Origin of the sequence: Streptomyces caatingaensis, assembly GCF_001187435.1 — a bacterium.
GTDB lineage: Bacteria > Actinomycetota > Actinomycetes > Streptomycetales > Streptomycetaceae > Streptomyces > Streptomyces caatingaensis.
Genome location: NZ_LFXA01000017.1, coordinates 337,388 through 349,483, shown reverse-complemented (window position 1 = coordinate 349,483; position 12,096 = coordinate 337,388). Strand labels below are relative to the sequence as shown.

Annotated in this window: 11 protein-coding genes; 1 reads left to right on the top strand and 10 read right to left on the bottom strand. The window is 71.9% G+C overall.

Annotated elements, in window-relative coordinates; all coding sequences use genetic code 11:
* The first annotated feature begins 30 nt into the window (after positions 1 to 30).
* Complete coding sequence (locus tag AC230_RS23940; RefSeq protein WP_049718391.1) at positions 31 to 1,260, top strand: DUF349 domain-containing protein; 1,230 nt, start codon at positions 31 to 33, stop codon at positions 1,258 to 1,260.
* Between the two features lie 53 nt (positions 1,261 to 1,313).
* Here the strand turns inward: AC230_RS23940 and AC230_RS23935 are convergent, their stop codons facing one another.
* The 10 genes from AC230_RS23935 to pdxT form a co-directional block, all read right to left on the bottom strand.
* Entirely contained in the window at positions 1,314 to 3,794 is a 2,481-nt protein-coding gene (locus tag AC230_RS23935) for a RelA/SpoT family protein (RefSeq protein ID WP_049718390.1), read from the bottom strand.
* A gap of 158 nt (positions 3,795 to 3,952) precedes the next feature.
* Positions 3,953 to 4,519, bottom strand: coding sequence for an adenine phosphoribosyltransferase (locus AC230_RS23930; protein WP_049718389.1), 567 nt, complete (start codon positions 4,517 to 4,519; stop codon positions 3,953 to 3,955).
* Positions 4,516 to 5,607, bottom strand: coding sequence for a protein translocase subunit SecF (gene secF, locus AC230_RS23925; RefSeq protein ID WP_049718388.1), 1,092 nt, complete (start codon positions 5,605 to 5,607; stop codon positions 4,516 to 4,518). Before secF ends, AC230_RS23930 begins: the two co-directional genes overlap by 4 nt.
* Before the next feature lies 1 nt (position 5,608).
* Entirely contained in the window at positions 5,609 to 7,375 is a 1,767-nt protein-coding gene (gene secD / locus AC230_RS23920; RefSeq protein WP_049718387.1) for a protein translocase subunit SecD, read from the bottom strand.
* A gap of 148 nt (positions 7,376 to 7,523) precedes the next feature.
* The gene (gene yajC / locus AC230_RS23915; RefSeq protein ID WP_049718386.1) at positions 7,524 to 8,006 is read right to left on the bottom strand and encodes a preprotein translocase subunit YajC; all 483 of its coding nucleotides are present in this window, start codon (positions 8,004 to 8,006) and stop codon (positions 7,524 to 7,526) included.
* 163 nt (positions 8,007 to 8,169) lie between these two features.
* On the bottom strand, positions 8,170 to 9,237 hold the full coding sequence (gene ruvB / locus AC230_RS23910) for a Holliday junction branch migration DNA helicase RuvB (RefSeq protein ID WP_049718385.1): 1,068 nt from the start codon (positions 9,235 to 9,237) through the stop codon (positions 8,170 to 8,172).
* Between the two features lie 69 nt (positions 9,238 to 9,306).
* A complete protein-coding gene (ruvA, locus tag AC230_RS23905; RefSeq protein ID WP_049718384.1) occupies positions 9,307 to 9,936 on the bottom strand; it encodes a Holliday junction branch migration protein RuvA in 630 nt (209 codons plus the stop codon).
* Complete coding sequence (gene ruvC / locus AC230_RS23900; RefSeq protein ID WP_049718383.1) at positions 9,933 to 10,484, bottom strand: crossover junction endodeoxyribonuclease RuvC; 552 nt, start codon at positions 10,482 to 10,484, stop codon at positions 9,933 to 9,935. Before ruvC ends, ruvA begins: the two co-directional genes overlap by 4 nt.
* Before the next feature lie 175 nt (positions 10,485 to 10,659).
* Positions 10,660 to 11,412, bottom strand: coding sequence for a YebC/PmpR family DNA-binding transcriptional regulator (locus AC230_RS23895; protein ID WP_049718382.1), 753 nt, complete (start codon positions 11,410 to 11,412; stop codon positions 10,660 to 10,662).
* 60 nt (positions 11,413 to 11,472) lie between these two features.
* Complete coding sequence (pdxT, locus tag AC230_RS23890; protein ID WP_049718381.1) at positions 11,473 to 12,066, bottom strand: pyridoxal 5'-phosphate synthase glutaminase subunit PdxT; 594 nt, start codon at positions 12,064 to 12,066, stop codon at positions 11,473 to 11,475.
* Positions 12,067 to 12,096 lie beyond the last annotated feature (30 nt).

Genomic DNA, 12,096 nt, shown 5'->3' with positions numbered 1-12,096 from the left:
CCGGCCCCGGCATCATGTGGAGGAGGCGCTGTGAGCAGCGACCCGTGGGGCCGCGTCGATGAGACGGGGACGGTGTACGTGCGTACCGCCGACGGCGAGAAGGTCGTCGGCTCGTGGCAGGCGGGGAGCCCCGAGGAGGCCCTCGCCTACTTCGAGCGCAAGTACGAGGGCCTGGTCGTGGAGATCGGCCTCCTCGAACGCCGGGTGAGGACCACGGACCTGTCGGCCAAGGACGCGATGACCGCGATCGAGCACCTGCGCACGCAGGTGGACGAGCACCACGCGGTCGGCGACCTGCAGGCGCTCCGGGAGCGGCTGGACCAGCTGGTCGCCACCGTCGAGGCGCGCCGCGAGGAGCGCAGGGCGGCCAAGGCGAAGCAGGCCGAGGAGGCCCGTACGGCCAAGGAGGCGCTCGTCGCGGAGGCCGAGGAGCTGGCGGCCAGTGAGCAGTGGCGGTCGGCCGGCGAGCGGCTGCGGGCCCTCGTCGACACCTGGAAGGGCCTGCCGCGGCTGGACCGCAGGACGGACGACGAGCTGTGGCACCGCTTCTCGCACGCCCGCTCGGCGTTCTCCAAGCGGCGCAAGGCGCACTTCGCGTCGCTGGACGCGCAGCGCGAGGAGGCCCGCAAGGTCAAGGAGAAGCTGGTCGCCGAGGCGGAGGCGCTGTCGGGGTCCACGGACTGGGGTGCGACCGCCGCGCGGTACCGGGACCTGATGACCGAGTGGAAGGCCGCCGGCCGTGCCCAGCGCGAGGCGGAGGACGAGCTGTGGGCCCGCTTCCGCGGCGCGCAGGACGTCTTCTTCCAGGCGCGCAGCGAGGTGTTCGCGGAGCGCGACGCCGAGCAGCAGGGCAATCTGGCGCTGAAGGAGGAGCTGGTCGCCGAGGCGGAGAAGCTGCTGCCGGTCACCGACCTCAAGGCGGCCCGGGCGGCGTTCCGTTCGGTCAACGAGCGCTGGGAGGCCATCGGTCATGTGCCGCGGGACGCCCGGCCGAAGATCGAGGCCCGTATGCACGCGGTGGAGCGCGCCATCCAGGAGGCCGAGGAGGCCGAGTGGCGGCGGACGAACCCGGAGGCCCGGGCCCGCGCGGCGGGTCTGACCGGGCAGCTCCAGGACGCGGTGGACAAGCTCCGCGACCAGATCGCCAAGGCCCGGGCGGCGGGCAACGACGCCAAGGCCGACAAGCTGGCCAAGGAGCTGGAGGGCCGGCAGGCCCTGCTGGACCAGGCGCTGAAGGGCCTGGAGGAGTTCGGCGGCTGAGGTCGCCCGGCTGACGACGATGGCCCCGGCGTTCGCCGGGGCCATCGTCCGTTCTACGGCCGCCGGGCCGACGTCACGCGGTAGACGTCGTAGACGCCCTCCACCCCGCGGACGGCCTTGAGGACGTGGCCGAGGTGCTTGGGGTCGCCCATCTCGAAGGTGAAGCGGGAGGTCGCGACCCGGTCGCGGGAGGTCTGCACGGCCGCCGAGAGGATGTTGACGTGCTGGTCCGACAGGACCCGGGTGACGTCCGACAGGAGCCGCGAGCGGTCGAGCGCCTCCACCTGGATGGCGACGAGGAAGACCGACGACTGGGTGGGCGCCCACTCGACGTCGATGATGCGCTCCGGCTGCTGGGAGAGCGAGTCGACGTTGACGCAGTCGGCCCGGTGGACCGAGATGCCGTTGCCGCGGGTGACGAAGCCGATGATGGGGTCGCCGGGGACGGGGGTGCAGCAGCGGGCCAGCTTGACCCACACGTCGTCCACGCCCTTGACGACGACGCCCGGGTCGGCGGAGGAGCGGCGCTTGGCGCGGGTGCGGATCGGCGCGGACTCCTCGATGTCCTCGGTGGCCGCGTCCTCCCCGCCGAGCGCCTGGACGAGCTTCTGCACCACGCCCTGCGCCGCCACGTGGCCCTCGCCGATGGCCGCGTAGAGCGAGGAGATGTCGGGGTAGCGCATCTCGTGCGCGAGGGTGACCAGGGAATCGCCGGTCAGGATGCGCTGGATGGGCAGGTTCTGCTTGCGCATCGCGCGGGCGATGGCGTCCTTGCCCTGCTCGATCGCCTCGTCGCGGCGCTCCTTGGAGAACCAGGCGCGGATCTTGTTGCGGGCGCGGGGGGACTTGACGAAGCCCAGCCAGTCGCGCGAGGGGCCGGCGCCGGGCGCCTTGGAGGTGAAGACCTCCACCAAGTCGCCGTTGTCCAGGGTGGATTCGAGCGGCACCAGCCGCCCGTTGACGCGGGCGCCTATGGTGCGGTGGCCGACCTCGGTGTGCACGGCGTAGGCGAAGTCGACCGGGGTCGCGCCGGCCGGGAGCGCTATGACGTCGCCCTTGGGCGTGAAGACGAAGACCTCGTTGCGCGAGAGGTCGAAGCGCAGGGACTCCAGGAACTCGCCCGGGTCCTCCGTCTCCTTCTGCCAGTCGAGCAACTGCCGCAGCCAGGCCATGTCGTTGACGGTGTCCTGGTTCTTGCCGGCGTTCTTCGGCACGTCCGTACGGATCTTGGAGGCGCCGGCGACGGCCTCCTGCTTGTACTTCCAGTGCGCGGCGATGCCGTACTCGGCGCGGCGGTGCATGTCGAAGGTGCGGATCTGCAGCTCGACGGGCTTGCCGCTGGGCCCTATGACCGTCGTGTGCAACGACTGGTACATGTTGAACTTGGGCATCGCGATGTAGTCCTTGAACCGGCCGGGGACCGGGTTCCACCGCGCGTGCACCGTGCCGAGGGCGGCGTAGCAGTCGCGGACGGTGTCGACGAGGACGCGGATGCCCACCAGGTCGTAGATCTCCGCGAAGTCCCGGCCGCGGACGATCATCTTCTGGTAGACGCTGTAGTAGTGCTTGGGGCGGCCGGTGACGGTCGCCTTGATGCGGGCGGCGCGCAGGTCGGCCTGGACCTCGTCGGTGACGATCGCCAGGTACTCGTCGCGCTTGGGGGCGCGCTCGGCGACCAGGCGGACGATCTCGTCGTACATCTTGGGGTAGAGGATCGCGAAGGCGAGGTCCTCCAGCTCCCACTTGATGGTGTTCATGCCCAGCCGGTGCGCCAGCGGGGCGTAGATCTCCAGCGTCTCGCGGGCCTTCTTCTCCTGCTTCTCCCGCTTGAGGTAGCGCATGGTGCGCATGTTGTGCAGGCGGTCGGCGAGCTTGATGACCAGGACGCGGGGGTCCTTGGCCATGGCGACGACCATCTTGCGGACCGTCTCCGCCTGGGCCGCCTCGCCGAACTTGACCTTGTCCAGCTTGGTGACGCCGTCCACGAGCAGCGCGACCTGGTCGCCGAAGTCGCGGCGCAGGGTGTCGAGCCCGTACTCGGTGTCCTCGACGGTGTCGTGCAGCAGCCCGGCCATCAGGGTGGCGGGGTCCATGCCCAGCTCGGCGAGGATGGTGGTGACGGCGAGCGGGTGCGTGATGTACGGGTCGCCGCTCTTGCGCTTCTGGCCGCGGTGCCAGCGCTCGGCCACCTGGTAGGCGCGCTCGATCTGGCGGAGGGTGGAGGCGTCGGCCTTCGGATCGTTTCCGCGGACGATGCGCAGCAGGGGTTCGAGGACGGGGTTGTACGGGCTCTGCCGCTGGACGCCGAGGCGGGCGAGGCGGGCGCGGACCCGGCTGGAGGAGGCGGAGCGCGCGGGGGCGCTCGGCGGGGGCGTGGGGCGTGCGGGCTCCTGCCCGGTGGTGCCCGGCCGCCCGGGGCCGGCCGCGGGCGTGCCCGGGGCCGGCGCGGCCTCGGGTGCGGGTGTGCCGGGCTGTGCGGCGGGGTGTCCGCCCGGGCGAAGCCCGGGGGAGAGCGGCTGGGCCTTGTCTGGCAAGAGCACTCCTCATGCGGGGTCCGGCCCCCGATCAGGTCCGGACTGCCATGGTATCGATCCGGGCCGGGAAGGTGCCTCCCGCCCGGCGGCGTCAAGGACGCGCGAAGCGGGCCCCGGGGTTCTCCCGGGGCCCGCTTCCGAGTGCCGCTCCGCGTCCGTCAGACCCGGATCAGGGCGTCGAGGGGGGCGCCGCCCAGGGCGTCCGCCAGGCGCGCCCGGCCGTCGAGGAAGCCCAGCTCCATCAGGACCGCGACGCCCGCCACCTCGGCGCCGGCGCGGCGGATGAGCTGGAGGGACGCCTCGGCGGTGCCGCCGGTGGCGAGCACGTCGTCGATGACGAGGACGCGCTCCCCGCGGCCCAGGGCCTCGGCGTGGATCTCTATCTCGGCCGTGCCGTACTCCAGGTCGTACGCCTGGCGCAGGGTGGCGCCGGGCAGCTTGCCGGCCTTGCGGACGGGGACGAAGCCGATGCCGGCGCGGACGGCGACGGGTGCGGCGAGGATGAAGCCGCGGGCCTCCAGGCCGACGATCTTGTCCACCCGGTGGCGCTCGCACAGGGCGGCGAACGCCTCGGTGAGGGCGGTGAACGCCTCGGGGTCGGCGAGCAGCGGGGTGATGTCCTTGAACACCACGCCCGGCTTGGGGTAGTCGGGGACGTCGACGATCCGGCCGAGCAGCAGCTCGCGCAGGGCCTCGTCGGCGCCTTCGGTGTGCTGGAGGGTCATCGGCGCTTCCCCTTGCGGCTCTCGGACTGACGGCGCTGGCCCACGACGCCCGCGGGGGGCGCGTCCTGCGGCTCCTCGTCCACCGGCTCCTGCTCGTCCTGCGAGGGGTCGGCCTTGGCGGACCGGGCGGCCCGCTTGGCCTCGACCCGGCGGGTGAGGGCCTTCATCTGCGGGTCGCGCTCCTTGAGGTCGGCGACCAGCGGGGTGGCGATGAAGATCGAGGAGTAGGCGCCGGCGGCGAGGCCGACGAACAGCGCGAGGGAGATGTCGTTGAGCATGCCCGCGCCGAGGAAGCCGCCGCCGATGAACAGCAGGCCGGCGACCGGCAGCAGCGCGACGACCGTGGTGTTGATGGAGCGCACCAGGGTGCCGTTGAGGCTGCGGTTGGCGATCTCGCTGTAGGTGAAGCGGGTCTGCTTGGTGATGTCCTTGGCGCTCTCCTTCAGGCCGTCGAAGACGACGACGGTGTCGTAGAGCGAGTAACCGAGGATGGTGAGCAGACCGATCACGGTGCCCGGGGTGACCTCGAAGCCGACCAGGGCGTAGATGCCCACGGTGATGGTGAGGTCGTGGATCAGCGCGACCAGGGCGGCGATGGCCATGCGCCACTCGAAGGCGATGGCGAGGTAGATCACCACGAGGAGCATGAAGATGGCGAGGCCCATCCATGCCTTGTTGGCGATCTCGTCGCCCCAGCTGGGGCCGACGATATCGGTGTTGATCTTGTCGGGCGAGACGTCCAGCTTCTTGGCCAGGGCCTGCTGGGTGGTGCGGGACTGCTCCGGGCTCAGCTCGCTGACCTGGATGCGCAGCTTGCCCTCACCGGTCTTCTGGACCACCGCGGTGTGGCCCGACGCCTGCTGGGCGGTCTGCTTGGCCGCTTCGGCCGAGACCGACGTCTTGTCCGTGTTGAAGATCGCGCCGCCGGAGAACTCGATGCCCATGTTCAGGCCGCGCACCGCCAGGCCCACGATGGCCGTGATGGTGATGAGGATCGAGATGCCGTACCAGATCTTCCGCTTGGCGACGAAGTCGTAGCCGACCTCGCCTCGGTAGAGCCGGGCGCCGAGGGTGCCGAGTCGTGACATCTCAAGCCTCCTTCGGGTCACGGGTGGCGGAGGGGCGACGGCGGGAGGCCCGCAGCGGCGGCTTGGCGCCGAGCCGCTTGGGGTCCAGTCCGGACCAGGGATGGCCGTTGGCGAAGAACCTCCGGCGGGCGAGGAGCGTCATCAGCGGCTTGGTGAAGAGGAAGACCACGACGACGTCGAGCAGCGTGGTCAGTCCGAGGGTGAACGCGAAGCCCTGGACCTTGCCGACGGTGACGAGGAAGAGCACCGCGGCGGCCAGGAAGGAGACGAAGTCCGAGACGAGGATCGTCCGCCGGGCGCGCGGCCAGGCGCGCTCGACCGACGGGCGCAGGGTGCGGCCCTCGCGGATCTCGTCGCGGATGCGCTCGAAGTAGACGATGAACGAGTCGGCGGTGATGCCGATCGCGACGATGGCACCGCAGACGGCCGGCAGGTTCAGCGCGAAGCCGATGGCCGGGCCCAGCAGGACCATGATCGTGTAGGTGAGGACGGCCGAGCACGCGAGGCTGGCGAGGGCGACGAGCGCGAGGCCGCGGTAGTAGACCACCAGGTAGACGATCACGAGCGCGAGGCCGATGGCACCGGCGATCAGGCCGGCGCGCAGCTGCTCGCCGCCGAGGGCGGCGCTGACGGTCGTCTCGGTGACGATGTCGAAGGAGAGCGGCAGGGCGCCGTAGGACAGGATGTTGGCCAGGTCCTGGGCGCTGGACTGGGTGAAGTTGCCGCTGATCTCGGCGCTGCCGCCGGGGATGGCCGAGCTGACCCGCGGGGCGGAGACGGACTGGCCGTCCATGACGATCGCGAAGCGGTTCTGGCCCTCGGGCTTGGCCGCGAGCTTGCCGGTGACGTCGGCGAACTTCTTGGCGCCGCTGCCGTTGAACTTCAGCTGGACCTGCCAGCCGGTGGCGCGCTGGGTGTCGAAGGCGGCCTTGGCCTCGGTGACGTCCACGCCCTCGATCGACACGGCGCCGAGGAGCAGCTTCTCCTGGCCGTCCTTGTCGCAGACGACGACGTCGTCGCCCGGCTTGGCGAGGGTGGCGGCCTTCGCCGCGTCGGCGCGGCCCTTCGGCGTGGCGCAGTCGAGCGCGGCGAACTGCTTCTGCAGGTCGCCGGCGGCCGCGCCGCCGGAGGGCGTCGGGGTGGGGGTGGGCTTGGGCGCCTGCGGGGCCTTCAGCGCCTCGGTGACGGCGCGGCCCTGGGTGTGCTTGCCCGAGGGGGTGGCCGACGGGGAGGACGCCGTGGGCGTGCCGGACGGCTTGCCCTTCTTGTCGTCCTTGTCCTTGCCCTTGTCGCCCTTGTCCTTGTCGCCCTTGTCCTTGCCGTTCGAGGCGCTGGGCGTGGGCTCGGGGAGCTTGCCGGCGGGGGCCGCCATGAGCACGGGGCGGAAGGCGAGCTGGGCGGTGGTGCCCACCTGCTCGCGGGCCTGCTTCGCGTTCGTCCCCTTGGGGATGTTCACGATGATGTGGCTCTTGCCCTGCGTCTGGACCTCGGACTCGGACACGCCGAGGCCGTTGACGCGGCGCTCGATGATGCCGACGGCCGTGTTCATGTTGGTCGTCGTGATCGCGTTGGGCTTGCCCGGCTGGTTCTTCGCCTGGAGCGTGAAGCTCGTCCCGCCCGCGAGGTCGATGCCCAGTCGCGGTGTCGTGTGCCCGGAGGCGAACATCCCCCCGACGAGCGCCACCATGGCGATCAGGATGAAGGCCAGGACTCTGCCCGGCCTGCCCTGGCCGCCCGGGGACCTGCGGCCCTTCTTCGGTGCTGCCACCTTGTCGTTTCTCCCTGTCCAACCGCCGGGCGTCAGGTGTTCGCCGGGCGGCCACGAAGTTTGTGGGGACGTGCCCCCCGCCGGAGCCTAGACCGTCAGCGGACCGTGACGCACCGAGCGGTGGTGCGTCACGGTCCGCCGATTGGGGCTACTTCGCGTCGGAGCCGCCGTCCTTCTTGCCGTCCTTGGGCTCGGCCTCGTCCGCGTCAGCGGTCTTCCGGGGCTCGGCGTCCTCGGGAGCGGCGCCCTTGCCGAGGTCGATCTTCTTCTCGCCCTCGGCGGCCTCACCGGCCTCGGTCAGCGAGGAGATGTCGTCCGGCACGGCCGGGCTCTCCTCGCCGGCGTTCTCGATGCCGTGGATGATGCGGTTGTACTCCTCGTCCTCGAGGACGGCGCCAATGGCGTTCTTCGCGTAGATCGCGTGGACGCCGGGGGCGACCTCGAGGAGGACCGAGTCCTCGCTGACCTCCTTGACGGTGGCGTACATGCCGCCGATCGTCCGCACACCGGTGCCCGGCTGCATCTGGTCGCGCATCTGGGCAGCCTGGCGCTGCTTGTTCTTGGCCGACCGGGTCATCAGGAACATGGCCCCGATGAGCACGATGAACGGCAGAAGAGTCACGAGATTCACGGGACGGGGTTTCCTTCACACGACCGCTTGGGGGTGCGGCCTGGTCTACGGGGGTGGTCTGCCGCCGGTAGGGACGGCATCGGCGGAGTCTAAGCGAGTCCGCGCCTATGGAACAACGCCCAGCATGGCACCCGGGTTCCTGGGCCGACCAGTCTCCGCGCCGTCACTCGCCGAACAGGTCGCCCTGGCCCGCGCCCGTGCCCGCACCCCTGGTGACCTGCTGCGGCGGCTGCATCCCCAGGTGTTCCCAGGCCGCCGGGGTCGCGATCCGGCCCCTGGGGGTGCGGGCCAGCAGTCCCTCGCGGACCAGGAAGGGCTCGGCGACCTCCTCGACGGTCTCCCGCTCCTCGCCGACCGCCACGGCCAGCGTGGAAAGGCCGACGGGACCGCCGCCGAAGAGCTTGAGCAGGGCGGTGAGCACGGCCCGGTCGAGCCGGTCGAGCCCCCGGCCGTCCACCTCGTAGACCTGGAGGGCGTGGGCGGCGATCTCGCGGGTGATCACCCCGTCCGCCTTCACCTGGGCGTAGTCGCGGACGCGGCGCAGGAGGCGGTTGGCGATGCGGGGCGTGCCGCGGGAGCGGCCGGCGATCTCGGCCGCGCCCTCCTCCTCGATGACCACGTCGAGCAGGCCGGCCGAGCGGTGGATGACGCGCTGGAGCTCGGCGGGGGCGTAGAACTCCATGTGGCCGGTGAAGCCGAAGCGGTCGCGCAGCGGCGGGGGCAGCAGGCCGGCGCGGGTGGTGGCGCCGACGAGGGTGAAGGGCGGCAGTTCGAGGGGGATGGCGGTGGCGCCGGGGCCCTTGCCGACGACGACGTCGACCCGGAAGTCCTCCATGGCCATGTAGAGCATCTCCTCGGCGGGCCGGGACATGCGGTGGATCTCGTCGAGGAAGAGGACCTCGCCCTCGGTGAGGGAGGAGAGGATCGCGGCGAGGTCGCCGGCGTGCTGGATGGCGGGGCCGGAGGTGATGCGGATCGGGGCGCCCATCTCCGTCGCGATGATCATCGAGAGGGTGGTCTTGCCGAGGCCGGGGGCGCCGGAGAGCAGGACGTGGTCGGCGGTGGCGCCGCGGGCGCGGGCGGCGCGCAGCACCAGGTCGAGCTGTTCGCGCACGCGCTCCTGGCCGACGAACTCGCCCAGGTCCTTGGGCCGCAGGGCGGCTTCGACGGCGTGGTCGTCGCCGTCGGCGGTGGCGGCGACCACGCGGTCGGACTCGTCGTTCCAGTTCACGGGTGTCCTCACGGTTCGTTGCGTCGTCGGTGCACGGGCGGGCGCCCCGGTGCGCGGGCGGGCGGCCGGCTAGCGGGCCCGGTTGAGCGACTGCAGCGCCGCTCGCAGCAGCTGTCCCACCTGGGGGGTGCCGCCCTCGGCGGCCACGGCCTCGGCCTGCGGGGCCACCGCCTCGACGGCGCCGTCCGCCTCGCGGGGCGCGTACCCCAGGCCGACGAGGGCGGTGTGCAGCTGGTCGCGCCAGCCCGCGGCGGCGGCCGGGGCGGCGGACGCGACGGCCGCGGTGCCGCCGCCGACGGGCGCGCCGAGCCGGTCCTTGAGCTCCAGCAGCAGCTTCTGGGCGCCCTTCTTGCCGATGCCCGGCACGGCGGTGAGCGCCTTCTCGTCGCCGGCGGCGAAGGCGCGGCGCAGCGCGTCCGGGGAGTGGACGGCGAGCATCGCCTGGGCGAGGCGGGGGCCGACGCCGCTGGCGGTCTGGAGCAGCTCGAAGGTCTGCCGCTCGTCGTCGTCGGCGAAGCCGTAGAGGGTCAGCGAGTCCTCCCGGACGACGAGGGAGGTGGCCAGGCGGGCGGGCTCGCCGACCGTGAGCCGCGCGAGGGTGCCGGGGGTGCACTGGACGGCCATGCCGACGCCGCCGACCTCGACGACGGCGGTGTCGGGGGCGAGGGCCGCGACGGGACCGGAGACAAAGGCGATCATCGGATGCCCTTCGGGAGGCGGACGGGAGCGGTGGCGCGGCGGTGGGCGGCGACGGCCTGCTGGAGGCGGCCGGTGGCCGGGGCGCGCCAGATGTGGCAGATGGCCAGGGCGAGCGCGTCGGCCGCGTCCGCCGGCTTGGGGGGCGCGGCCAGCCGCAGGATGCGGGTGACCATGGAGCCCACCTGGGCCTTGTCGGCCCGGCCGGAGCCGGTGACGGCGGCCTTGACCTCGCTGGGGGTGTGCAGGGCGACGGGCAGTCCGCGGCGGGCGGCGCACAGCATGGCGACCGCGCTGGCCTGGGCGGTGCCCATGACCGTGCGGACGTTGTGCTGGCTGAAGACGCGCTCGACGGCGACGTACTCCGGCCGGTGCTCGTCGAGCCACTGCTCGATGCCGCGCTCTATGAGGACGAGCCGCTCCGGGGTGTCGGCGTCGGCGGGCGTCCGCACGACCCCGACGCCGGCCATGCGCAGCGGCCGCCCCGCCGTCCCCTCGACCACGCCGACGCCGCACCGCGTCAGACCCGGGTCCACGCCCAGCACGCGCATCGCGCCCCCTCCTTCGGTCAACTGTTCCGGCAGGCTATCGGCCGGCACTGACAACGCCCCGGACCGACGGCGCCCGGGGCCCGCGGCACGCGGGGCCGACAGCGCGACGGGCCGGCGGGAAGCGTCCCGTCGGCCCGTCGTCGTCACCGGCCGTCGCCGGTCCCCGCAGGTCGGCTCAGGCGTCGACCTTGGCCATGACCTCGTCGGAGACGTCGAAGTTGGCGAAGACGTTCTGCACGTCGTCGCTGTCCTCCAGCGCGTCGATCAGCTTGAAGATCTTGCGGGCGCCGTCCTCGTCCAGCTGCACCTGCATGGTGGGGACGAAGTTGGCCTCGGCCGAGTCGTAGTCGATGCCGGCCTCCTGGAGGGCGGTGCGGACCGCGACCAGGTCGGTGGCCTCGCTGATGACCTCGAAGTTCTCGCCGAGGTCGTTGACCTCCTCGGCACCGGCGTCCAGGACCGCGCCGAGCACGTCGTCCTCGGTGAGCTCGCCCTTGGGGACGATCACGACGCCCTTGCGGTTGAAGAGGTAGGACACCGAGCCCGGGTCGGCCATCGAGCCGCCGTTGCGGGTCATGGCGACGCGGACGTCACCGGTGGCGCGGTTGCGGTTGTCGGTGAGGCACTCGATGAGCACCGCGACGCCGTTGGGGCCGTAGCCCTCGTACATGATCGTCTCGTAGTCGGCGCCGCCCGCTTCCAGGCCGGCACCGCGCTTGACCGCGGAGTCGATGTTCTTGTTCGGAACCGACTGCTTCTTGGCCTTCTGGATGGCGTCGTAGAGCGTCGGGTTACCGTCCGGGTCGGCACCGCCCATGCGGGCCGCGACCTCGATGTTCTTGATCAGCTTCGCGAAGAGCTTGCCGCGCTTGGCGTCGATCACGGCCTTCTTGTGCTTCGTCGTAGCCCATTTAGAGTGGCCGGACATCAGCCTGTCTCCTTCGCGTAACCCAATCTTGAAACGAACGACTGAGATCCTACCGGGATCTCAGGTACGCGCGGCGCGCACCATCTCCACGAACAGGGCGTGCACCCGGTGGTCCCCGGTCAGCTCCGGATGGAAGGACGTGGCCAGCACGTGGTCCTGGCGCACGGCCACCGTGTGGCCGTCGTGGACGGCCAGCACCTCGGCCCGCGCACCGACGGACTCGACCCAGGGGGCCCGGATGAAGACGCCCTCCACGGGACCGCCCGCGACGCCGGCCATCTCCACGGCCGCCTCGAAGGACTCGTTCTGCCGGCCGAAGGCGTTGCGGCGCACGATCATGTCGATGCCGCCCAGCGTCTCCTGGTCCTCACGGCCGTCCAGGATCTTGTCCGCCAGCATGATCATGCCGGCGCAGGTGCCGTAGACCGGCATCCCGGAGCGCACCCGCTCGCGCAGCGGCTCCAGCATCCCGAAGACCACCGCGAGCTTGGACATGGTGGTGGACTCGCCGCCGGGGATCACCAGGCCGTCGACCTCCGCGAGCTCCTCCGGACGCCGGACGGGCCGGGCCACCGCGTCGGCGGCGGCCAGGGCCACCAGGTGCTCGCGGACGTCGCCCTGGAGGGCGAGGACGCCGATGGTGGGGGTGGACACGGGGTCACTGCCTCTCTTGTCGTACGAGGG

Bases quoted from the DNA above. Each gene is read 5' to 3' on its own strand.
- AC230_RS23930 (WP_049718389.1), bottom strand. From the start codon at position 4,519: ATGACCCTCCAGCACACCGAAGGCGCCGACGAGGCCCTGCGCGAGCTG.
- secF (WP_049718388.1), bottom strand. From the start codon at position 5,607: ATGTCACGACTCGGCACCCTCGGCGCCCGGCTCTACCGAGGCGAGGTC.
- ruvA (WP_049718384.1), bottom strand. From the start codon at position 9,936: ATGATCGCCTTTGTCTCCGGTCCCGTCGCGGCCCTCGCCCCCGACACC.
- ruvC (WP_049718383.1), bottom strand. From the start codon at position 10,484: ATGCGCGTGCTGGGCGTGGACCCGGGTCTGACGCGGTGCGGCGTCGGC.
- AC230_RS23895 (WP_049718382.1), bottom strand. From the start codon at position 11,412: ATGTCCGGCCACTCTAAATGGGCTACGACGAAGCACAAGAAGGCCGTG.